We start from the raw sequence: 19,191 nt of genomic DNA on the forward strand, positions 1-19,191 counted from the left end.
CCCCTCCCTCTTCTACGTCGCCTCCTGCGCGGCTACTGGTCCTCGCGGCCGCCGATCAGGCCCGGGGGGAAGCCGATCCCGCCGGGGGTGCCGTCGCCCGGGTCGCCGCCGATGGTGCCGCCCGGGCTGCCGCCGGTGGCTCCGGCGACGGTCTGCCCGCCGGGCCGGCCGGTGCCGGGCTTGCCGTCACCGGGCTTTCCCGGCTTGCCGGGCCGGTTCGGGGCCGGCGTGCTGGGCTGGTTCGGCTTGTTGGGGCGCGAACCGGCCGCCGGGGCATCGGTCTCCGGGAGGGAGACCGTGGCGAAGTTCATGGACTCGCGGCCCGAGAGGGCGCCGGCGACCGCCTGCTTCCAGATCGGGCCGGGCAGCCCGCCGCCGTAGACCTTGGGGTAGTACTCGCCGCCGATGGTGATGTTCTCCATCGACACCTGCTTGGCCCCGCCCGAGCCGACCCAGGTGGCACCGGACATGTTCGGGGTGTACCCCACGAACCAGGCGTTCCAGCGGTTGTCTGTGGTACCGGTCTTGCCCGCGCTCTGCCGGTCGGTCAGACCGGCCGCCGCACCGGTACCGCCGGTGTCGACCACGCCGAGCAGCAGGGCGTTGATGGTGTCGGCGGTCTTCTCCGACATCACGCGCTCGCACTTGGACTTCGGCACGGCCAGGGCCTTGTTGTGCGCGTCGGTGATCGACTCGATGGCCACCGGCGTGCAGTACGTGCCCCGGTTGGCGAAGGTCGCGTAGGCGTTGGCCATGGTCAGCGGGGACATGCCCTCGGTGCCGAGCGCGATGGCCGGGACCTCCGGCAGCTTGGTGCCGTCCGCCGGGTTGACCCCGAGCTTGGTGGTCATCTCGGTGACCGGGCAGAGCCCCGTCTCGGAGATCATCTCCACGAAGTAGGTGTTGACCGACTTGGCCATCGCCTCCCTCATGCCGTACGGGCCGACCTCGGACTCCGACTCGTTCTCCACCCGGTCCTTGGAGGTGTTCACCCAGGGCTTGTCGCCGCAGGTCTGCACCGGGCTCGGGTACTCCATGTCGTGCGGGGACCCGTACGTCTTGGTCGGCGCCACGCCCCGCTCCATCGCCGCGGCCGCGACGAACGGCTTGAACGTCGAGCCGGTCGGGAAGCCGAAGTTGGAGCCGCCCATCCGCTTGTCCACGGAGAAGTTGATCTGGGTCTCGTTCTTGCCGAAGCCGTACGGCTTCGACTGGCCCATGCCGAGCACCCGCCCGGTTCCCGGCTGTACCAGGGTGACGGCCGTCGCGACCTTGTCCTCCTGGTCGACGTGGTCCTTGATCGACTCGTTGACGGAGTCCTGCGACTGCGGGTCCAGCGTCGTACGGACGGTCAGGCCGCCCTGGTTCCAGACCTTCGCCCGCTCCTCGCGGGTCTTGCCGAAGACGGGGTCGGTCAGGAAGCTGTTGCGCACGAAGTCGCAGAAGAAGCCCGCGCCCTTCACGGCCGTGATGCAGCCGTTCTTCGGCCGGGTCACCTTCAGCGTGACCGGCTTCAGCTTGGCCTCGTCGGCCTCCGTCTGCGAGATGTCCTTCATGTCGGCCATCCGCTGGAGGACGACGTTGCGGCGCTTCATCGCCTCCTGGGAGTCGTTCACCGGGTCGAACCGGGTCGGCGACTGCACGACGCCGGCCAGCAGGGCCGACTCCTCCAGCGTCAGGTCCTTGGCGGGCTTGCTGAAGTACCGCTGGGCGGCGGATTCGATTCCGTACGCCTGCTGACCGAAGTACGTGATGTTCAGGTAGTTCTCGAGGATCTTCTTCTTCCCGAGCTCCTCCTCGACCTGAATCGAGTACTTCAGCTCGCGGATCTTGCGCCCGAGGCTCTTCTCCTGGGCCTCGCGCACCTTCGTCTCGTCGTCGCCGGCTTCCTCGACGAAGACGTTCTTCACGTACTGCTGCGTGAGCGTGGAGGCGCCCTGTGCGGCGCCGCCTTCCTGTGCGTTGCGGTTGACCGCGCGCAGGATGCCCTTGAGGTCGACCGCGCCGTGCTCGTAGAAACGCGAGTCCTCGATGGCGACGATCGCCTTCTGCATGTACGGCGAGATGGCCGTCAGGGGCACCACCTGACGGTCACGTGAATAGACCGTGGCGATCAAGCCACCCTCTGCGTCCAGAATCGTGGTGCGCTGGCTCAGCGGAGGTGTCTTGAGATTGGCCGGGATCTCGTCGAAACCCTCGACCGTCCCCTTGGCCGCGAGCCCCAGGGCGCCGGCCCCCGGGATCGCGATACCGGCCAGTACGACTCCGGAGAGGACAGACACACCGAGGAACTTGGCGGCCTGTTGTGGCCCCGTGAGCCCGCCGCCCGAGCGCTTCTTTCCCATAGAGGGCAGCCTACGTTCTCATTCGCCGGACACACGCGAATGCCTTGGCCTAAGCTGTCCCCAACTGTCACAGCAGCGCGGCACGACATCAACCCCTCGGCTTGATTTTCACCCTTCCCGAATGGGGTGGACTGATGTCCGAATCTCGCCGCTCGCCCTGATGGTCCGCCGCCGATTTCACCCGAATCGCCGGAATGGCCGGGCATGTCGCCGGATCACTCCGTCGGGTGATCTGCCGCTTACCCATAGTCCGTTCGGACCATTCAAGATTGGGCCCAGCGGGGGTGTTGCACTGTGTCCTCCTTCCGTAACGTCCTCAACTGGCAGCGGTGAATATGCCGCTACCGCCGTGGGGGAGCCTCGATTCGGGAGAGGACGGCGCCGGGATGGGCTGGGTTACCGACTGGAGTGCGCAGGCAGCCTGCCGCACTACCGATCCGGATGAACTGTTCGTTCAAGGAGCGGCACAGAACAGGGCCAAGGCGGTGTGCACCGGATGTCCGGTGCGGACCGAATGCCTGGCCGACGCGCTCGACAACCGTGTCGAGTTCGGAGTGTGGGGCGGAATGACCGAGCGGGAACGTCGCGCATTGCTGCGCAGGCGTCCCACCGTCACCTCGTGGCGACGGCTGCTCGAAACCGCCCGCACTGAGTACGAGCGCAGTACAGGCATCCTCACCGTGGATGTCGATGCGGAGATCGACGTCCCGTACGAGACGTACGCGGCCGCCGGGTAGATCACCCGCGCGGTACCGCCTACGGACGCCCCCGCGCGGGGTGTTGCGTACGAAGACCTACGCTCCGGCCGGAACCCCGGCCGCGAGTCGCTCTCCGATGGCCCGCAGCCCGGCGAGGTCGTGTACATCGCCGGGCAGGGCGGCCACTTCGGCCACCGCCACCTCGGGGTGCAGCGAGGTGAAGCGATCGCGTGTGCGCTGTTCGCGCGCGATCACCTGCATCCGCTCGGCGTGCAGGCGCAACAGGCCTGCCGTGATCTCGTCGATCTCATCGATTCCGTCGATCTCGTCCACGTCCACGTCGGCGTTGGTGTCGGTGTCGGTGCCGGGGGAGCCGGTTCCAGGAGTCTGCGGGTCCGCGGCGGCGGCCTCCGCGGCCGAGCCACGAAGTCCAGCTTTCCCGGACTCCTGATCGACAATGCCGCCTTCTTCAAGATTCTCTGCGGCGGCCAACGCCCGCTCGGCGGACAGCTGGTCGGCGCCACTGCCGTGCACCCGGTTGAGCACCAGGCCGGCCAGCGGCATGCGCTCCGCCGCCAGCCGCTCGACGAAGTACGCGGCCTCGCGCAAGGCGTCCGGTTCGGGCGCGGCGACCACGAGGAAGGCCGTACCGGGAGCCTGGAGCAGCCGGAAGGTCGCGTCCGCGCGCGTGCGGAAACCGCCGAACATCGTGTCCATCGCCGCCACGAAGGTCTGTACGTCCTTCAGCAGCGAGGCACCCATCAGCTTGCTCAGCGTGCCCGTCATCATCGACATGCCGACATTCAGGAACTTCATCCCGGCCCGCCCGCCGACCTTGGCCGGAGCCATCAGCACCCGGATGAACTTCCCGTCCAGGAAGGACCCCAGCCGCTTCGGCGCGTCCAGGAAATCCAGCGCGGACCGGCTCGGCGGAGTGTCGACGATGATCAGATCCCAGTCGTCCCGGGCCCGCAGCTGGCCCAGCTTCTCCATCGCCATGTACTCCTGCGTGCCCGCGAAACCGGCCGACAGGGACTGGTAGAAGGGGTTCGCCAGGATCGCCTGCGCCCGCTCGCCCTCCGCGTGCGTCTCGACGATCTCGTCGAAGGTCCGCTTCATGTCCAGCATCATGGCGTGCAGTTCACCGCCGTCCCCCGCCACTCCCCGCACCTTGCGCGGGGTGTTGTCCAGCGAATCGATGCCCATCGACTGCGCCAGCCTGCGCGCCGGGTCGATGGTGAGCACGACGACCTTCCGGCCGCGCTCCGCCCCCCGGACGCCCAGCGCCGCGGCGGTGGTGGTCTTGCCGACCCCGCCCGCGCCGCAGCACACGATGATCCGGGTCTGCGGGTCGTCCAGCAGCGCGTCCACCGCCAGCTGCGGCGGCGTGTCCATGCCCGTGCCCGTGCCCCTGTCCGTGCTCGCGCCCATGGCCCCGCTCACTCCTCGCCCGCCTGCTTGCGCAGTTCCGTCGCCAGCTCGTACAGCCCCGCCAGATCCATCCCCGCGCCGAGCAGGGGGAGTTCGTACGTCGGCACGCGCAGCCCCTCCAGTACGGTGCGCTGCGCGCGCTCCAGCTCCACCCGGCTCGCGTGCTCGGCGGCCTGCGTCAGCAGCGGCTCCACCAGCCGCTCGGCGAGCCCCCCGCGCCGCGCGCCGCCCAGCCCCGCGCGGGACAGCGCCTTCGCCACGTCGGCGCGGCGCTTGCCGGCCGCCGCGCGCAGGGCATCCTCGTCCAGGTGGTGCGGGCGCACCATGTTCACGACGACCCGGCCCACCGGCAGCCCCGCCGCCTCCAGTTCCGCGATCCCGTCGGCGGTCTCCTGTACCGGCATCTCCTCCAGGAGCGTGACCAGATGGACGGCCGTCTCCGGGGACTTGAGCACCTTCATGACGGCCTGCGCCTGGTTGTGGATCGGCCCGAACCGGGCCAGCCCCGCCACCTCGTCGTTGACGTTCAGGAAGCGGGTGATCCGCCCGGTCGGCGGCGCGTCCATGATCACGTGGTCGTAGACGTACCGCCCGGCCTTGTCCTTGCGCCGCACCGCCTCGCACGCCTTGCCGGTCAGCAGCACGTCCCGCAGACCCGGCGCGATCGTCGTCGCGAAGTCGATCGCGCCGAGCTTCTTGAGCGCGCGGCCGGCCGAACCGAGCTTGTAGAACATCTGGAGGTAGTCCAGAAGCGCCCGTTCCGCATCGATGGCGAGCGCGTACACCTCACCGCCGCCCGCACCGGGCGCGACGGCGATCTTCCGTTCCTCGTACGGGAGCGCCTCCGCCCCGAAGAGCTGCGCGATCCCCTGCCTGCCCTCGACCTCCACCAGAAGAGTCCGCCTGCCCTCGCGTGCGAGGGCGAGCGCGAGTGCGGCGGCGACCGTGGTCTTGCCGGTGCCGCCCTTGCCGCTGACCACCTGGAGCCTGCTCACAGCGTCCGAGCCTAACCACTCGCGCTTCGGGTCGCGCATGAGCCCTGTGCCTCAGGCACTACGCTCGCTCCCATGACCAAGAAGTTCGAATACGCGACCGTCCCGCTGCTGGTCCACGCCACCAAGCAGATCCTGGACACCTGGGGCGAGGACGGCTGGGAGCTCGTCCAGGTCGTGCCCGGGCCGAACAACCCCGAGCAGCTCGTGGCCTACCTGAAGCGGGAGAAGTCGGCATGAGCGGGATCGTCGAAGCGAGGCTGGCCGAGCTCGGCCTGACGCTGCCGGAGGTCGTCCCGCCGCTGGCCACGTACCAGCCGGCCGTGCGGTCGGGCGTGTACGTGTACACCGCCGGCCAGCTCCCGATGGTCAAGGGCAGCCTGCCGGTCACCGGCAAGGTCGGCGCCGAGGTCTCGGCGGAGCAGGCCAAGGAGCTGGCCGCCACCTGCGCGCTGAACGCCCTGGCCGCCGTCAAGTCGGTGGTCGGTGACCTCGACAAGATCGCGCGTGTCGTCAAGGTCGTCGGCTTCATCGCCTCGGCCCCGGACTTCACGGGTCAGCCGGGCGTGCTGAACGGTGCGAGCGAGCTGCTGGGTGCGGTGCTCGGGGACAAGGGCGTGCACGCCCGCAGCGCGGTCGGCGTGGCGGTCCTGCCGCTGGACGCGCCGGTGGAGGTCGAGTTCCAGGTGGAACTGACCCCCGACGCCTGACCCTCCGGGGGTCGGTGGGGTCGGGTTGCCCCTGCCGGGCCGGGCCTGTTCTGCAGCTCGGCTGCTGCGTGTCGCCTCAATCGCCGGCGGGGCTGGGGTGGTGGGTCGGGTGTCTTTCCCCCACCCCGACGGCGCCACCGGCACCCCGCCCAACCCGCAGCCCAACCCAGCCCCGCCGGCGCTTGAGGCGCCCCGCAGCAGCGGAGCTGCAAACCAACCCGGCCAGGGCGGGGGCAGCCCGAGCCGCGACCAAAGCCCGGCCAGGGCGGGGGCAGCCCGAGCCGCGACCGAAGCCCGGCCAGGGCGGGGGCAGCCCGAGCCGCGACCGAAGCCCGGCCAGGGCGGGGGCAGCCCGAGCCGCGACCGAAGCCCGGCCAGGGCAGGGGCAGGCCGAGCCCCGTCAAACGACCCGGCCAGGGCACCGGTCTCGAACATCGGGCCGGATCCCCGTAGCATCCCGCCATGCCGAACGGTGAGCACGGACAGCAGACCCCCACCGGCCCCACCCCCGCCGGAGGCCAGTGGTACCCCCCGGAGTGGCCCGACCGCATCCGGGCCCTCGCGGACGGCTCCCTCACCCCCGTCCCGCCCAAACGCGCCGCCACCGTCATGCTGCTCCGGGACACCGACACCGGCCCCGCCGTGCACATGCTCCGCCGCCGGGCCTCCATGGCCTTCGCGGGCGGTGCCTACGCCTACCCCGGCGGCGGCGTCGACCCCCGCGACGAGGAGCACCTCATCGGCTGGGCCGGCCCGGGCCTGGAGGACTGGGCGGCTCGGCTCGGCACGGATCCCCGTACCGCCCAGGCGATCGTCTGCGGAGCGGTCCGGGAGACGTACGAGGAGGCCGGCGTGCTGCTGGCCGGCGAGGCCCCCGACCGTGTCGTCACCGACACCACCGGCGACGACTGGGAGGCCGACCGGCAGGCCCTGGTGGCCCGGGAACTGTCGTTCGCCGAGTTCCTCGACCGCCGCGGCCTCCTGCTGCGCTCCGACCTGCTCGGCGCCTGGGCCCGCTGGATCACCCCGGAGTTCGAGCCCCGCCGCTACGACACCTGGTTCTTCGTCGCCGCCCTCCCCGAGGGCCAGCGCACCCGCAACGCCTCCACCGAGGCCGACCGGACCGTCTGGATCCGCCCCGCGGACGCCGCCGCCGGCTACGACAAGGGCGAGCTGCTGATGATGCCGCCCACCATCTCCACGCTGCGCTCCCTGGAGCCGTACGAGAGCGCCGCGCAGGCCCTGACCGGTGCCACGGGCCAGGACCTGGCCCCGGTGCTCGCCCAGGCCGCCCTGGTGGACGGTGAGCTGGTACTGAGCTGGCCGGGCCACGACGAGTTCACCAAGCGCGTCCACCTCGGACACCCCGGAGGAGCCCCCGCATGACCGACGCCGCCGCACTGCCCGGCCAGCCCCGCGGAACGGTCGTCTCCGGACCCGCCACCGCCCGGGCGGTCAACATCCTGGCCCCGAACGCGTCCGCCATGACCCTGGACGGCACCAACACCTGGCTCGTCTCCGAACCGGACTCCGACCTGGCCGTCGTCATCGACCCCGGCCCGCTGGACGAGGCGCACCTGCGGGCCGTCGTGGACACCGCGGAGAAGGCCGGCAAGCGGGTGGCGCTGACCCTGCTCACCCACGGCCACCCCGACCACGCCGAGGGCGCCGCGCGCTTCGCCGAGCTGACCCGTACGAAGGTCCGCGCCCTCGACCCCGCCCTGCGCCTGGGCGACGAGGGCCTGGCCGCCGGGAACGTGATCCGGGTCGGCGGTCTGGAGCTGCGCGTGGTCGCGACCCCCGGCCACACCTCGGACTCGCTCTGCTTCCACCTGCCCGCCGACCGGGCGGTCCTGACCGGCGACACCGTCCTCGGCCGCGGCACGACCGTCGTCGCGCACCCCGACGGGCGGCTCGGCGACTACCTGGACTCGCTGCGCCGGCTGCGCTCGCTGACGGTCGACGACGGGGTTCACACGGTGCTCCCCGGCCACGGCCCGGTCCTGGATGACGCGCAGGGCGCGGTCGAGTTCTACCTGGCCCACCGGGCGCACCGGCTGGCCCAGGTCGAGACCGCCGTGGAGAACGGGTTCGTCACCCCCGAGGCGGTGGTCGCCCAGGTCTACGGGGACGTCGACCGCTCCCTGTGGCCGGCGGCGGAATGGTCCGTCCGGGCGCAGCTCGAGTATCTTCAAGATCACGGATTGATCCCTGGGGGCCCTGAATGACCACGCTGTTTCTTCTGCTCGCGCTGATCGCCACGGCCGGCTGGATCACCTCCACGGTGACGCTGCGCATGAAGGCCCTGGAACGCAGGGCGGAGCGCCTGGAGCGCCGCCTGGGCCTGGTCCTGGAGCACTTCGACATCGAGGAGCCGGAGCGCGCCGGGCTGGACGAGGTCCGGGCGCTGGTCCGCGACGGCCGCGAGATCGACGCCATCCGCGTCTACCGGCGCGTGACGGGCGCGGGCCTGCTGGAGGCCAAGCAGGCGGTCGAGGCGCTCACCGCCCAGGCCGTCCCGAAAGAGAAGGCCTAGGCTCCGGTCAGGGCCTGGCGCGGCGTCTTCGGTCCGTACCGGGCGGTGTACTCGTCCGCGAGCCACGGCCCGAGGTCCTCGGTGTACGCCCGCACGACCTCGGGGTCCGCGACCGGGTCCAGTGCCACGGCCGCCGCGGCCCGCATCTGCGCCGCGCGCTCGGGGTAGTACCGGCCGAAGATCTCCGCGGACTCGGCGAGGTCGCTGGTCCAGCCGCCCCACCGGGGCATGACGAGCGTGAACCCGGTGCGCACCAGGTGCCGCGCGAAGAGCCGGCTCAGTCTGCGCTGCTCCGCGGGGGTCGAGGCCGCCCGCGCCCGGGACCGCCAGCGGGGGAGCAGCTCGGCCAGCCCGCCGTTGGTCTCCCGGGCGAGCACGGCGTCCGGCCGGTACCGGGGCAGGTGCTCGGCCAGGTCGGCGCCGAGCAGCGGGGTGCACAGGCAGGCGAGGAACCATCCCAGGTCGTAACGTTCCTGCTCGCTCAGCAGGGTGTCCTTGCCGTACAGCAGGATGCCCACGCCGTCGATCTGCGGGAAGTCCTCGTCGAGGCTGCGGCCGAGCACCTCGGCGGTGTCCCGGTCCTCGTCCCCGGGCTCCCGGTGCAGGGCGAGCAGCAGGTCCAGGTCCGAGCGCCCGGGCCGGGCCGTCCCGCGCGGGACGGACCCGTACAGGTAGGCGCTGTGCAGCCGCTTCCCGTACGCCTCGGCGATCCGCTCGCGCGCGGCCGCCACGACCGGCGCGAACCCGGCCTGCACCCGGCCGAGCGAGCCCTCGCGTTCGAAGCAGCCGTACGGGTCCAGCCCTCTGTGCTCCTCCATGTGTCCACTCCGCCCTTTCCCCCGGCCGGGCTTCTCGCGATCGACAGGACGGCCGCCCCGGTGCCCGTGGCGCCGCACCCGGAAACGGCGGAGGGGCCCCGCCGGCACGGCAGGACCCCTCGGAGCACGGTTCGGACGGCGTCAGCGGGAGCGCTTGGCCAGCCGCTCCACGTCCAGCAGGATCACCGCACGCGCCTCCAGCCGCAGCCAGCCGCGGCCGGCGAAGTCGGCCAGCGCCTTGTTCACGGTCTCGCGCGAGGCGCCGACGAGCTGGGCCAGCTCTTCCTGCGTGAGGTCGTGCACCACGTGGATGCCCTCCTCCGACTGCACGCCGAACCGGCGCGACAGGTCGAGGAGCGCCCGGGCGACGCGCCCGGGTACGTCGGAGAAGACCAGGTCGGACATCTGGTCGTTGGTCTTGCGCAGGCGCCGGGCGACGGCGCGCAGCAGCGCCGTGGCCACCTCGGGCCGGGCGTTCAGCCACGGCTGGAGATCGCCGTGCCCGAGGCCGAGCAGCTTGACCTCGGTCAGGGCGGTCGCGGTGGCGGTGCGCGGGCCCGGGTCGAAGAGCGAGAGCTCGCCGATCAGCTCACCGGGGCCGAGGACGGCCAGCATGTTCTCGCGGCCGTCGGGGGAGGTGCGGTGCAGCTTCACCTTGCCCTCGGTCACGACGTACAGCCGGTCGCCGGGATCGCCCTCGTGGAACAGGGCGTCACCGCGTGCGAGGGTCACCTCGCCCATGGAGGCGCGGAGCTCCGCGGCCTGCTCGTCATCGAGCGCCGCGAAGAGCGGGGCGCGCCGCAGAACGTCGTCCACGAGTCTCTCTCCTATGTCGACCAGCCAGGGGACCGCTCCCCATTTTGCCGGACGGCTCAAACAGTGCGATCAATCACAAGGATGCCGGACGTACGGGTGTGCTGTGCGGCGAGGGACCAATCGGGGTGGTGTTACCTGAGGTCCGGGCGGGTGTCAGCGCCCGGCCTTAGGCTGGCCGGGTGTCCAATAAGCCGGTGAGAGCACAGGCCAAGGGGTCCGCAGCAGTGACGGCGGCCCAGAATTCAGCCGTGGGCGAACAAGCCCCCATGGAGGTGTCCTCGGAGGCCCCGCCCCGCGCCGAGGGCAAAGCTTCGGCCAAGAAACCCGCGTCTGCGAAGGTCCTGAAGGCGCCGAAGCCGGAATCCCGCCTCTCCATGGTCCGCAGAGCCCGCCGGATCAACCGGGAACTGGCCGAGGTGTACCCGTACGCCCATCCGGAGCTGGACTTCCGCAACCCCTTCGAGCTGCTGGTCGCCACCGTCCTGTCGGCGCAGACCACCGACCTGCGGGTGAACCAGACGACCCCCGCCCTCTTCGCCGCCTACCCGACCCCCGAGGACATGGCCGCGGCCGCTCCCGAGGATCTGGAGGAGCTCATCCGGCCAACCGGGTTCTTCCGTGCGAAGTCGAGGTCGCTCCTGGGCCTCTCCAAGGCCCTGTCCGAGAACTTCGGCGGTGAGGTGCCCAACCGGATAGAGGACCTGGTCACCCTGCCCGGAGTGGGCCGCAAGACGGCGAACGTCGTCCTCGGCAACGCCTACGGGGTGCCGGGCATCACCGTCGACACCCACTTCGGCCGCCTCGTGCGCCGCTGGAAGTGGACCGAGCAGGAGGACCCGGAGAAGGTCGAGGCGGAGATCTGCGCGATCTTCCCGAAGAGCGAGTGGACGATGCTGTCCCACCGGGTCGTCTTCCACGGCCGCCGGATCTGCCACGCGCGCAGGCCGGCCTGCGGCGCCTGCCCCATCGCCCCGCTCTGCCCGGCGTACGGGGAGGGCGAGACCGACCCGGAGAAGGCGAAGAAGCTGCTCAAGTACGAGAAGGGCGGCCAGCCGGGCCAGCGGCTGAGCCCCCCGCCGGACTACCCGGGCCTCCCGGCGTCCCCCCTGGGCGCCCCGGCGCCCTGACAGCACGGCAGCACGGCCCGGGTCCCGCACGGGGCTCGCGGAGGAACGAATCCGGCGGCGGAGCGCGTTGTGCCGAGTGTCGCCGGTGCCGGGAACGGCAGGGAGCAGGGATGCCTATGACGCGGGGTACGAGGGACGAGAGCATGGCGGGCACCCCGCTGGGCGCGCCGCCCGTGCAGCACGGCGAGCACGGCGAGCACGGCGAGCACGGCCAGGGCCCGCAGGCCCGGCACGGCGAGCCGTACGCAGCCCCGCGCGACGGCGTCACCATCAGCACCCAGGGGCTTCCGGCATGGCTGGAGCCCGTGGTCGAGGCCGCCCGCACGGTCCGGCCCCCCCAGCTGAGCCGCTTCCTGCCCCCCGAGGACGGCCGGGGCCGCCAGTCGGCCGTGCTGATTCTCTTCGGCGAGGGCCCCCGCGGCCCCGAACTCCTGCTCCAGGAACGCGCCGGCAGCCTGCGCTCGCACGCGGGCCAGCCGTCCTTCCCCGGCGGCGCCCTCGACCCCGAGGACGGCGATCCGCACACCACCGGCCCGCTGCGCGCCGCGCTGCGCGAGGCCGAGGAGGAGACCGGCCTGGACCCCGCCGGGGTCCAGCTCTTCGGGGTGCTGCCCCGCCTCTACATCCCGGTCAGCGAGTTCGTGGTGACCCCGGTGCTCGGGTGGTGGCGCGATCCCAGCCCGGTCGGCGTGGTGGACCCGGCGGAGACGGCCCGGGTCTTCACGGTTCCCGTGGCGGATCTCACGGATCCCGATCACCGGGTCACCGTGGTCCACGCGGGCGGCTTCCGGGGCCCGGCCTTCACCGTGGAATCGGCTCTGGTCTGGGGTTTCACGGCCGGGGTCATCGACCGGATCCTGCACTTCGCGGGCTGGGAGCGCCCGTGGGACCGCTCACGTCAGGTCCCGCTCGACTGGCGCGCATGAGACGGTGACCCTCGTGAACGTGCTGGACATCCTGTTGCTGGTCGCCGCCGTGTGGTTCGCGATCGTCGGCTACCGCCAGGGGTTCGTCGTCGGCATCCTGTCGGTGATCGGCTTCCTCGGCGGTGGTCTCATCGCCGTGTCCCTGCTGCCGCTGATCTGGGACCGCGTGACCGACAACGGCACCCAGGTGACCACCACGGTCGTGGTCGTCGCCGTCGTCGTGATCATCGTCTGCGCCTCGATCGGCCAGGCCTTCACCACGCATCTGGGCAGCAAGCTCAGACGCCACATCACCTGGTCCCCGGCCCGCGCCCTCGACGCGACGGGCGGGGCGCTGGTCAACGTCGTCGCGATGCTGCTGGTGGCCTGGCTGATCGGGTCCGCGCTCGCCGGCACCTCCTTGCCCACCCTGGGCAAGGAGGTCCGCAACTCCAAGGTGCTCCTCGGCGTGTCGCGGGTGCTGCCCGCGCAGGCGAACACCTGGTTCTCGGACTTCAGTTCCACCCTGGCGCGCAACGGCTTCCCGCAGGTGTTCAGCCCGTTCTCCAACGAGCCCATCACCGAGGTGAAGGCGCCCGACCCGGGCCTCGCCCGCAGCCCGGTCGCCGAGCAGGCCAAGCGCTCGATCGTGAAGGTCGTCGGTACCGCGCCCAGTTGCAGCAAGGTGCTGGAGGGCACCGGCTTCGTCTTCGCCCCCGGCAAGGTGATGACCAACGCGCACGTCGTCGGCGGCGTCGGCGAGCCCACCGTGCAGGTCGGCGGCGAGGGCAAGCTCTACGACGGCAAGGTCGTGCTCTACGACTGGGAGCGCGACATCGCCGTACTGGACGTGCCCAAGCTGAAGGCCCCGGTGCTGGAGTTCACCGAGAAGGACGCGTCGAGCGGCAGCGACGCGATCGTCGCTGGCTTCCCGGAGAACGGCGCGTACGACGTCCGGGCGGCCCGTGTCCGCGGCCGCATCAACGCCAACGGCCCCGACATCTACCACCGCGGCACCGTCCGGCGCGACGTCTACTCGCTCTACGCGACCGTCCGCCAGGGCAACTCCGGCGGTCCGCTCCTGACGCCCGACGGCAGGGTGTACGGGGTCGTCTTCGCGAAGTCGCTGGACGACCCGAACACCGGCTACGCCCTGACGGCGGACGAGATCCGCGACGACATCCGGGTCGGGAAGAGCGCCGAGCGGCGGGTCGACAGCCAGGGCTGCGCCCTCTGAGCCGAGCGGGCGCGGGTATCCGTACACCTCGTACGGGTACCCGTACGCCCGGGCGGCGGGAGCCCCCACAGCCGTGGGAGCTCCTACATCCGTGGATGGCGCAGGCGCGCCGATACCCAGCGGGCGCGGCGGCGCAGGATGCGCGGAATCCCGAGTCGGAGGTCGTGGCCTTCCCGGCCCGCCCTCTCGTGGGTGCCCGGCGCTTCGGCCGAGCGGCGTTCGTGTGCGGTGTCACCGTAGTCGTGCGTCCAGCCCATACCTCGAGCTGTGCCCGGGGCCCAAGGTCGGTAATCCCGTCAGGGGCGGCCAATTGGCCTATGCGCCGGGCAATTGAATGTTCGTAGGACGAGCACACTGGAAGGCTGCCGGTCCGTCAGAACGCCGATCAGCGGTCGGGTTCGGGGTCCTTGAGCCAGTTCACCAGCTCCGCCGAGAACGCGGCCGGATCCTCCTCGTGCGGGAAGTGCCCGAGCCCGTCGAACAGCCGCCAGCGGTAAGGGGCTTCGACGTACTCCCCCGAACCGGCCGCGCTGCGCGTGCGCATCACCGGGTCCAGCGAGCCGTGCAGGTGCAGCGTCGGCACCCGAACCGGCCGCTTCATGCGCCGGTTGAACTGGAGCCCGTCCGGCCGGGCCATCGACCGCATCATCCAGCGGTACGGCTCGATCGAGCAGTGCGCGGTGGACGGGATGCACATCGCCCGCCGGTACACGGCCAGGTCCTCCTCGGCCGGAGGCACCGGCCCGGACCAGTCCTGGATCAGCTGCCCCACGAGCGCCCCGTCGTCCGCGACCAGCTGCCGCTCGGGGATGAACGGCCGCTGGAATCCCCAGATGTGGGAGCTCGCCCGGGTCTGTCCGAAGTCCGCGAGCATCGCCGAGCGCCAGCGCCTCGGATGCGGCATCGACGAGACCACCAGCCGGCGCACCAGCTTGGGCCTCATCACGGCCGCCGTCCAGGCGAGGTAGCCGCCCAGGTCGTGCCCGACGAGCGCGGCGTCCGGCTCGCCCAGGGACCGGATGACCCCGGTGACGTCGAGTGCCAGGTTCGCCGGGTCGTAGCCGCGCGGGGTGCGGTCGCTGCCGCCCACCCCGCGCAGGTCCATCGCCACGGCGCGGTACCCGGCGTCGGCGAGGGCGGTCAGCTGGTGCCGCCAGGTCCACCAGAACTGCGGGAAGCCGTGCAGCAGGAGCACCAGCGGCCCGTCGCCCAGCTCGGCCACGTGGAACCGCGCCCCGTTGGCCGCGACGTCCCGGTGCGTCACCGACCGTCCGCCGGGGAGGTCGAGCCGTACCGCCGAGGCAGCCGTGGGCGGGGTGCCGGAGTCCGGCGAGGGCGCTGTCATGAGGACGAGCGTGCCACACCCACAGCGTTGTCACTCACCGCGCGCGGATGCGGCTTGACGGTCCCGACCAGCGCCGCGGTCTGCTTGACGGAGGCGATGGACTTCTCCGGCGGCTTGACCTTCTTGAACTTCGAGACGGCCATCAGCGCCAGCAGGCCCGCGAGCAGCAGGAACGCGACGCCGACGATGAGGAAGGACCACGCGAGCCCGAGCCCGAGGTTGTGGATCCCGTAGGCGGCGGCGAAGCTCAGCACCGGCAGGGAGAAGAGCGCGAACACTCCCGCGATCGAAATCGCGGCGCCGCCGATGCCCGCGCGCTTGACGTCCTGGCGCAGCTCCGCCTTCGCGAGGGCGATTTCGTCGTGCACCAGGGCGGACATCTCGGCGGTGGCCGAGGCGACCAGCTGGCCCAGCGTGCGCTCGGCTCCTTGCGGCCCTTGGTCCACTGCGCTCATCGCTCTCTCCCTAAGTCGTCCGTCATGCGTCCGTCGTCGACGGCTGTCCTCCGTCAGTCAGATCATGCCGGACGGTCGCCTCCGGTGCGGCCCCCGGTGCCCGCTTCGGCCGCGCCGGTCGTGGCGGAGTCCGCTGCCGAGAGCGCCGCCTCCTCGGCCTTGCGGCGGTGTTCCGCGGCCTTCTCCTCGTGGATCCGCGCCATCCGCAGGTGGTATTCGGGGTTGTCCTGCTCGTAGATGTCGGGGATTCCGTCGAGGTCGTCGTCGCGTTCCTCCGCCTCGGTGAGCGCCCTGTACTTGCGGTTGCGCATCTTCAGCATCACGCCCGAGACGATCGCGGCGATGAGCGAGCCCAGCAGGACGGCGGCCTTGACCTCGTCGGTGAGGGTGGCGTCGCCGGTGAAGGCGAGCTCTCCGATCAGCAGGGAGACGGTGAAGCCGATGCCGGCGAGCGAGGCCACGGCGAGTACGTCGGGCCAGGCGAGGTCCTCGTTCAGTTCGGCCTTGGTGAACCGGGCGGCCAGCCAGGTCCCGCCGAAGATGCCGACCGTCTTGCCGACGACCAGGCCGAGGACCACGCCGAGGGTCTCGGGCCGGGTGAAAACCTGGCCGATGGACTCGTCGGAGAGGGAGACGCCGGCGGACAGGAGGGCGAACATGGGCACGGCCAGCCCGGCGGAGACGGGCCGTACGAGGTGCTCGATGTGCTCGCCGGGGGAGTGCCGCTCGCCCTCCCGGCGGGAGCAGCGGAGCATCAGGCCCATGGCGACGCCGGCGATGGTGGCGTGGACCCCGCTGTTGTACATCAGGCCCCAGATGACCAGGGCGAGCGGGACGTAGACGTACCAGCCGTGGACCTCCATGCGGAGCAGGAACCAGAAGAGGACCAGGCCCGCGGCGGCCCCGCCGAGCGCGAGGAAGTTGATGTCGCTGGTGAAGAACACCGCGATGATCAGGATGGCGAAGAGGTCGTCGACGACCGCGAGGGTCAGCAGGAACGCGCGCAGCGCGGACGGCAGGGAGGTGCCGATGACCGCGAGGACGGCGAGCGCGAAGGCGATGTCGGTGGCGGTGGGGACGGCCCAGCCGTCGGTCGAGCCGTCTCCGAGGACGTTGACCAGGACGTAGACCAGCGCGGGCACGGCCATGCCGCAGATCGCGGCGATCACGGGGAGGGCGGCCGCCTTGGGGTCGCGCAGGTCGCCGGCGACGAGTTCGCGCTTGAGTTCGATGCCGGCGACGAAGAAGAAGACGGCGAGCAGCCCGTCGGCCGCCCAGTGCTGGAGCGAGAGGTCCAGGCCGAGGGAGGCGCTGCCGATGTGGAAGGACCGGACGCTGTCGTAGCTGTCCGAGAGGGCGGGGATGTTCGCCCATATGAGGGCGGCGATCGCGGCGATCAGCAGCAGGACGCCGCCGACGGTCTCGGCGCGCAGCGCGTCGGCCACGAAGCGGCGCTCGGGCAGTGAGAGCCGTCCGAGCAGCTTGCGGCCGGGAGTAGGCGTAGGCGTGGGCGGCGTGGGCGTGGCCACGATGGGACACCTCCGGGTGGTCGACGGCATGACGAACGCTGTTGCCGACCAGACTTCCCGGCGCACCCTGAGAGCTTTGAAGCTTGAGAGCATCAAATATTGACGCTTCTCTTACTTTACAGGGTCCGCAGTCGTATCGGGTGATCTTCACCTTAAACGGGCGGAGGGCGCCCGGCGCGTTGTGCGCCGGACGCCCTCCGCGATGCGGGAGCGGTCCCCGTCAGTCCTCGCTGGAAGCGGCGGGCAGCTTGCTCTGGATCAGGTCCATGACCGAGGAGTCGGCGAGCGTGGTGACGTCTCCGACCGCCCGGTTCTCGGCCACGTCGCGCAGCAGCCGGCGCATGATCTTGCCCGAGCGGGTCTTCGGCAGCTCCTGCACCGGCAGGATCCGCTTCGGCTTCGCGATCGGGCCCAGCGTCGCGCCCACGTGGTTGCGCAGCTCCGCGACCAGGCTGTCGGTCTCCGAGGCGGTGCCGCGCAGGATCACGAAGGCCACGATGGCCTGGCCGGTGGTCTCGTCGTTCGCGCCCACCACGGCGGCCTCGGCGACGGCGGGGTGCGAGACCAGCGCGGACTCGACCTCGGTCGTCGAGATGTTGTGGCCGGACACCAGCATCACGTCGTCGACCCGGCCGAGCAGCCAGATGTCGCCGTCGTCGTCCTTCTTGGCGCCGTCGCCCGCGAAGTACTTGCCCTCGAAGCGCGACCAGTACGTGTCGATGAACCGCTGGTCGTCACCCCAGATGGTCCGCAGCATCGACGGCCACGGCTCGGTGAGCACCAGGTAGCCGCCTCCGCCGTTCGGGACCTCGTGCGCCTCGTCGTCGACGACGGTGGCCGAGATGCCGGGCAGCGCGCGCTGCGCCGAGCCCGGCTTGGTGTGGGTGACGCCCGGCAGCGGCGAGATCATCATCGCGCCGGTCTCGGTCTGCCACCAGGTGTCCACGATCGGGCAGCGGTCGCCGCCGATGTGCTTGCGGTACCAGATCCAGGCCTCGGGGTTGATCGGCTCGCCGACCGAGCCCAGCACGCGCAGGCTCGACAGGTCGAACTTCGCGGGGATGTCGTCGCCCCACTTCATGAACGTACGGATCGCCGTGGGCGCGGTGTAGAGGATGGTGACGCCGTACTTCTGCACGACCTCCCAGAAGCGGCCCTGGTGCGGGGTGTCCGGCGTGCCCTCGTACATGACCTGGGTCGCGCCGTTGGCGAGCGGCCCGTAGACGATGTAGGAGTGCCCGGTGACCCAGCCGATGTCGGCGGTGCACCAGTAGACGTCGCTCTCGGGCTTCAGGTCGAAGACCGCGTGGTGGGTGTACGCGGCCTGCGTCAGGTAGCCGCCCGAGGTGTGCAGGATGCCCTTGGGCTTACCCGTGGTCCCCGAGGTGTAGAGGATGAACAGCGGGTGCTCGGCGTCGAAGGCCTGCGGGGTGTGCTCGGCGGACTGGCGCCCGACGATCTCGTGCCACCAGACGTCCCGGCCCTCGGTGAAGGCGGTCTCCTGGCCGGTGCGCTGCACCACCAGCACGTGCTTGACCTGCGGACACTTGCCGACGGCCTCGTCGATGGCGGGCTTGAGCGCGCTCGGCTTGCCGCGGCGGTAGCCGCCGTCGGCGGTGATCACCAGCTTGGCGTCGGCGTCCTGGATGCGGGAGGCGACGGCGTCGGCGGAGAACCCGCCGAAGACCACCGAGTGCGCGGCGCCGACGCGGGCGCACGCGAGCATCGCGACGACCGCCTCGGGGATCATCGGCAGGTAGACCGCGACGCGGTCGCCGGCCACGACGCCCAGCTCGGTCAGGGCGTTGGCGGCCCGGGAGACCTCGTCCTTGAGCTGGGCATAGGTGATCGACCGGCTGTCGCCGGGCTCGCCCTCGAAGTGGATGGCGACGCGGTCGCCGTTGCCGGCCTCGACGTGCCGGTCCACGCAGTTGTACGCGACGTTCAGCTTGCCGTCCGCGAACCACTTCGCGAAGGGCGGGTTGCTCCAGTCGAGCGTCTCGGTCGGCTCCGTGTCCCAGGTCAGCCGCCGGGCCTGCTCGGCCCAGAAGCCCAGCCGGTCCGCATCGGCCTGTGCATACGCAGCCTCGGTCACATTGGCGGCGGCGGCCAGATCGGCAGGCGGTGCGAACCGCCGCTCCTCCTTGAGCAGATTGGCCAGGCTTTCATTGCTCACGACATCTCCCTTTCCCAGGGTGTCCGTTGTGTCCCCGGGCATAGCTCATCAGTCAGCGGCCCAGGTGACAA

18 protein-coding genes are annotated in these 19,191 nt (G+C 71.3%); 9 read left to right on the top strand and 9 right to left on the bottom strand.

Annotated elements, in window-relative coordinates:
- Nucleotides 1-32: 32 nt before the first annotated feature.
- Nucleotides 33-2,345 (bottom strand): transglycosylase domain-containing protein, encoded by a 2,313-nt coding sequence (locus ACZ4TG_RS06605; protein ID WP_468160212.1) that lies wholly within the window; start codon nt 2,343-2,345, stop codon nt 33-35.
- A gap of 386 nt (nt 2,346-2,731) precedes the next feature.
- Here ACZ4TG_RS06605 and ACZ4TG_RS06610 point away from each other — a divergent pair, with 386 nt between their 5' ends.
- Nucleotides 2,732-3,082, top strand: coding sequence for a WhiB family transcriptional regulator (locus ACZ4TG_RS06610; protein ID WP_030299276.1), 351 nt, complete (start codon nt 2,732-2,734; stop codon nt 3,080-3,082).
- A 57-nt stretch (nt 3,083-3,139) separates the two neighbouring features.
- Here the strand turns inward: ACZ4TG_RS06610 and bagB are convergent, their stop codons facing one another.
- Entirely contained in the window at nt 3,140-4,474 is a 1,335-nt protein-coding gene (bagB, locus tag ACZ4TG_RS06615; RefSeq protein ID WP_468160213.1) for an ATPase BagB, read from the bottom strand.
- Nucleotides 4,475-4,482: 8 nt separating this feature from the next.
- Complete coding sequence (gene bagA, locus ACZ4TG_RS06620; RefSeq protein WP_468160214.1) at nt 4,483-5,469, bottom strand: ATPase BagA; 987 nt, start codon at nt 5,467-5,469, stop codon at nt 4,483-4,485.
- Nucleotides 5,470-5,541: 72 nt separating this feature from the next.
- Here bagA and ACZ4TG_RS06625 point away from each other — a divergent pair, with 72 nt between their 5' ends.
- The 5 genes from ACZ4TG_RS06625 to ACZ4TG_RS06645 all read left to right on the top strand — a co-directional run bounded on the left by ACZ4TG_RS06625 (nt 5,542) and on the right by ACZ4TG_RS06645 (nt 8,712).
- A complete protein-coding gene (locus tag ACZ4TG_RS06625; protein ID WP_107089134.1) occupies nt 5,542-5,706 on the top strand; it encodes a DUF4177 domain-containing protein in 165 nt (54 codons plus the stop codon).
- Nucleotides 5,703-6,176, top strand: coding sequence for a RidA family protein (locus ACZ4TG_RS06630; protein WP_468160215.1), 474 nt, complete (start codon nt 5,703-5,705; stop codon nt 6,174-6,176). The genes ACZ4TG_RS06625 and ACZ4TG_RS06630 overlap by 4 nt, the downstream gene beginning before the upstream one ends.
- A gap of 462 nt (nt 6,177-6,638) precedes the next feature.
- The gene (locus ACZ4TG_RS06635) at nt 6,639-7,562 is read left to right on the top strand and encodes an NUDIX hydrolase (RefSeq protein ID WP_468160216.1); all 924 of its coding nucleotides are present in this window, start codon (nt 6,639-6,641) and stop codon (nt 7,560-7,562) included.
- Nucleotides 7,559-8,404, top strand: a complete 846-nt coding sequence (locus ACZ4TG_RS06640) for an MBL fold metallo-hydrolase (protein WP_468160217.1) — start codon at nt 7,559-7,561, stop codon at nt 8,402-8,404. The genes ACZ4TG_RS06635 and ACZ4TG_RS06640 overlap by 4 nt, the downstream gene beginning before the upstream one ends.
- Nucleotides 8,401-8,712 (top strand): hypothetical protein, encoded by a 312-nt coding sequence (locus tag ACZ4TG_RS06645; RefSeq protein ID WP_468160218.1) that lies wholly within the window; start codon nt 8,401-8,403, stop codon nt 8,710-8,712. Before ACZ4TG_RS06640 ends, ACZ4TG_RS06645 begins: the two co-directional genes overlap by 4 nt.
- Here ACZ4TG_RS06645 and ACZ4TG_RS06650 read toward each other — a convergent pair.
- The gene (locus tag ACZ4TG_RS06650) at nt 8,709-9,530 is read right to left on the bottom strand and encodes a nucleotidyltransferase domain-containing protein (RefSeq protein WP_468160219.1); all 822 of its coding nucleotides are present in this window, start codon (nt 9,528-9,530) and stop codon (nt 8,709-8,711) included. The two genes, ACZ4TG_RS06645 and ACZ4TG_RS06650, sit on opposite strands and share 4 nt — an antisense overlap.
- A gap of 141 nt (nt 9,531-9,671) precedes the next feature.
- On the bottom strand, nt 9,672-10,346 hold the full coding sequence (locus tag ACZ4TG_RS06655) for a Crp/Fnr family transcriptional regulator (RefSeq protein WP_003981529.1): 675 nt from the start codon (nt 10,344-10,346) through the stop codon (nt 9,672-9,674).
- A 266-nt stretch (nt 10,347-10,612) separates the two neighbouring features.
- Here ACZ4TG_RS06655 and nth point away from each other — a divergent pair, with 266 nt between their 5' ends.
- The 3 genes from nth to ACZ4TG_RS06670 all read left to right on the top strand — a co-directional run bounded on the left by nth (nt 10,613) and on the right by ACZ4TG_RS06670 (nt 13,615).
- Nucleotides 10,613-11,473 (top strand): endonuclease III, encoded by an 861-nt coding sequence (gene nth, locus ACZ4TG_RS06660; protein ID WP_468160450.1) that lies wholly within the window; start codon nt 10,613-10,615, stop codon nt 11,471-11,473.
- A gap of 116 nt (nt 11,474-11,589) precedes the next feature.
- Nucleotides 11,590-12,399 carry an NUDIX hydrolase gene (locus ACZ4TG_RS06665; RefSeq protein ID WP_468160452.1) on the top strand — a complete coding sequence of 270 codons (810 nt, stop codon included), beginning with the start codon at nt 11,590-11,592 and terminating at the stop codon, nt 12,397-12,399.
- A gap of 13 nt (nt 12,400-12,412) precedes the next feature.
- Nucleotides 12,413-13,615 carry a MarP family serine protease gene (locus tag ACZ4TG_RS06670; RefSeq protein WP_468160454.1) on the top strand — a complete coding sequence of 401 codons (1,203 nt, stop codon included), beginning with the start codon at nt 12,413-12,415 and terminating at the stop codon, nt 13,613-13,615.
- Between the two features lie 385 nt (nt 13,616-14,000).
- On the opposite strand, the gene ACZ4TG_RS06675 is transcribed toward ACZ4TG_RS06670, so the two are convergent.
- The 4 genes from ACZ4TG_RS06675 to acs all read right to left on the bottom strand — a co-directional run bounded on the left by ACZ4TG_RS06675 (nt 14,001) and on the right by acs (nt 19,162).
- On the bottom strand, nt 14,001-14,960 hold the full coding sequence (locus ACZ4TG_RS06675; protein ID WP_468160220.1) for an alpha/beta fold hydrolase: 960 nt from the start codon (nt 14,958-14,960) through the stop codon (nt 14,001-14,003).
- On the bottom strand, nt 14,957-15,415 hold the full coding sequence (locus tag ACZ4TG_RS06680; protein WP_468160221.1) for a phage holin family protein: 459 nt from the start codon (nt 15,413-15,415) through the stop codon (nt 14,957-14,959). Before ACZ4TG_RS06680 ends, ACZ4TG_RS06675 begins: the two co-directional genes overlap by 4 nt.
- 62 nt (nt 15,416-15,477) lie before the next feature.
- Nucleotides 15,478-16,974 carry a Na+/H+ antiporter NhaA gene (gene nhaA / locus ACZ4TG_RS06685; protein WP_468160222.1) on the bottom strand — a complete coding sequence of 499 codons (1,497 nt, stop codon included), beginning with the start codon at nt 16,972-16,974 and terminating at the stop codon, nt 15,478-15,480.
- Between the two features lie 190 nt (nt 16,975-17,164).
- The gene (acs, locus tag ACZ4TG_RS06690; RefSeq protein WP_468160223.1) at nt 17,165-19,162 is read right to left on the bottom strand and encodes an acetate--CoA ligase; all 1,998 of its coding nucleotides are present in this window, start codon (nt 19,160-19,162) and stop codon (nt 17,165-17,167) included.
- Between the last annotated feature and the right edge of the window lie 29 nt (nt 19,163-19,191).

The organism is Streptomyces sp. NPDC028314, assembly GCF_055565795.1.

Coding starts and splice junctions, on each gene's coding strand:
- ACZ4TG_RS06605 (WP_468160212.1), bottom strand. CDS start 2,345: ATGGGAAAGAAGCGCTCGGGCGGCGGGCTCACGGGGCCACAACAGGCC.
- nhaA (WP_468160222.1), bottom strand. CDS start 16,974: ATGCCGTCGACCACCCGGAGGTGTCCCATCGTGGCCACGCCCACGCCG.
- bagB (WP_468160213.1), bottom strand. CDS start 4,474: ATGGGCGCGAGCACGGACAGGGGCACGGGCACGGGCATGGACACGCCG.
- ACZ4TG_RS06675 (WP_468160220.1), bottom strand. CDS start 14,960: ATGACAGCGCCCTCGCCGGACTCCGGCACCCCGCCCACGGCTGCCTCG.
- ACZ4TG_RS06645 (WP_468160218.1), top strand. CDS start 8,401: ATGACCACGCTGTTTCTTCTGCTCGCGCTGATCGCCACGGCCGGCTGG.
- acs (WP_468160223.1), bottom strand. CDS start 19,162: ATGCCCGGGGACACAACGGACACCCTGGGAAAGGGAGATGTCGTGAGC.
- ACZ4TG_RS06635 (WP_468160216.1), top strand. CDS start 6,639: ATGCCGAACGGTGAGCACGGACAGCAGACCCCCACCGGCCCCACCCCC.
- ACZ4TG_RS06625 (WP_107089134.1), top strand. CDS start 5,542: ATGACCAAGAAGTTCGAATACGCGACCGTCCCGCTGCTGGTCCACGCC.
- ACZ4TG_RS06680 (WP_468160221.1), bottom strand. CDS start 15,415: ATGAGCGCAGTGGACCAAGGGCCGCAAGGAGCCGAGCGCACGCTGGGC.
- ACZ4TG_RS06640 (WP_468160217.1), top strand. CDS start 7,559: ATGACCGACGCCGCCGCACTGCCCGGCCAGCCCCGCGGAACGGTCGTC.
- ACZ4TG_RS06610 (WP_030299276.1), top strand. CDS start 2,732: ATGGGCTGGGTTACCGACTGGAGTGCGCAGGCAGCCTGCCGCACTACC.
- nth (WP_468160450.1), top strand. CDS start 10,613: ATGGAGGTGTCCTCGGAGGCCCCGCCCCGCGCCGAGGGCAAAGCTTCG.
- ACZ4TG_RS06630 (WP_468160215.1), top strand. CDS start 5,703: ATGAGCGGGATCGTCGAAGCGAGGCTGGCCGAGCTCGGCCTGACGCTG.
- ACZ4TG_RS06650 (WP_468160219.1), bottom strand. CDS start 9,530: ATGGAGGAGCACAGAGGGCTGGACCCGTACGGCTGCTTCGAACGCGAG.
- ACZ4TG_RS06665 (WP_468160452.1), top strand. CDS start 11,590: ATGACGCGGGGTACGAGGGACGAGAGCATGGCGGGCACCCCGCTGGGC.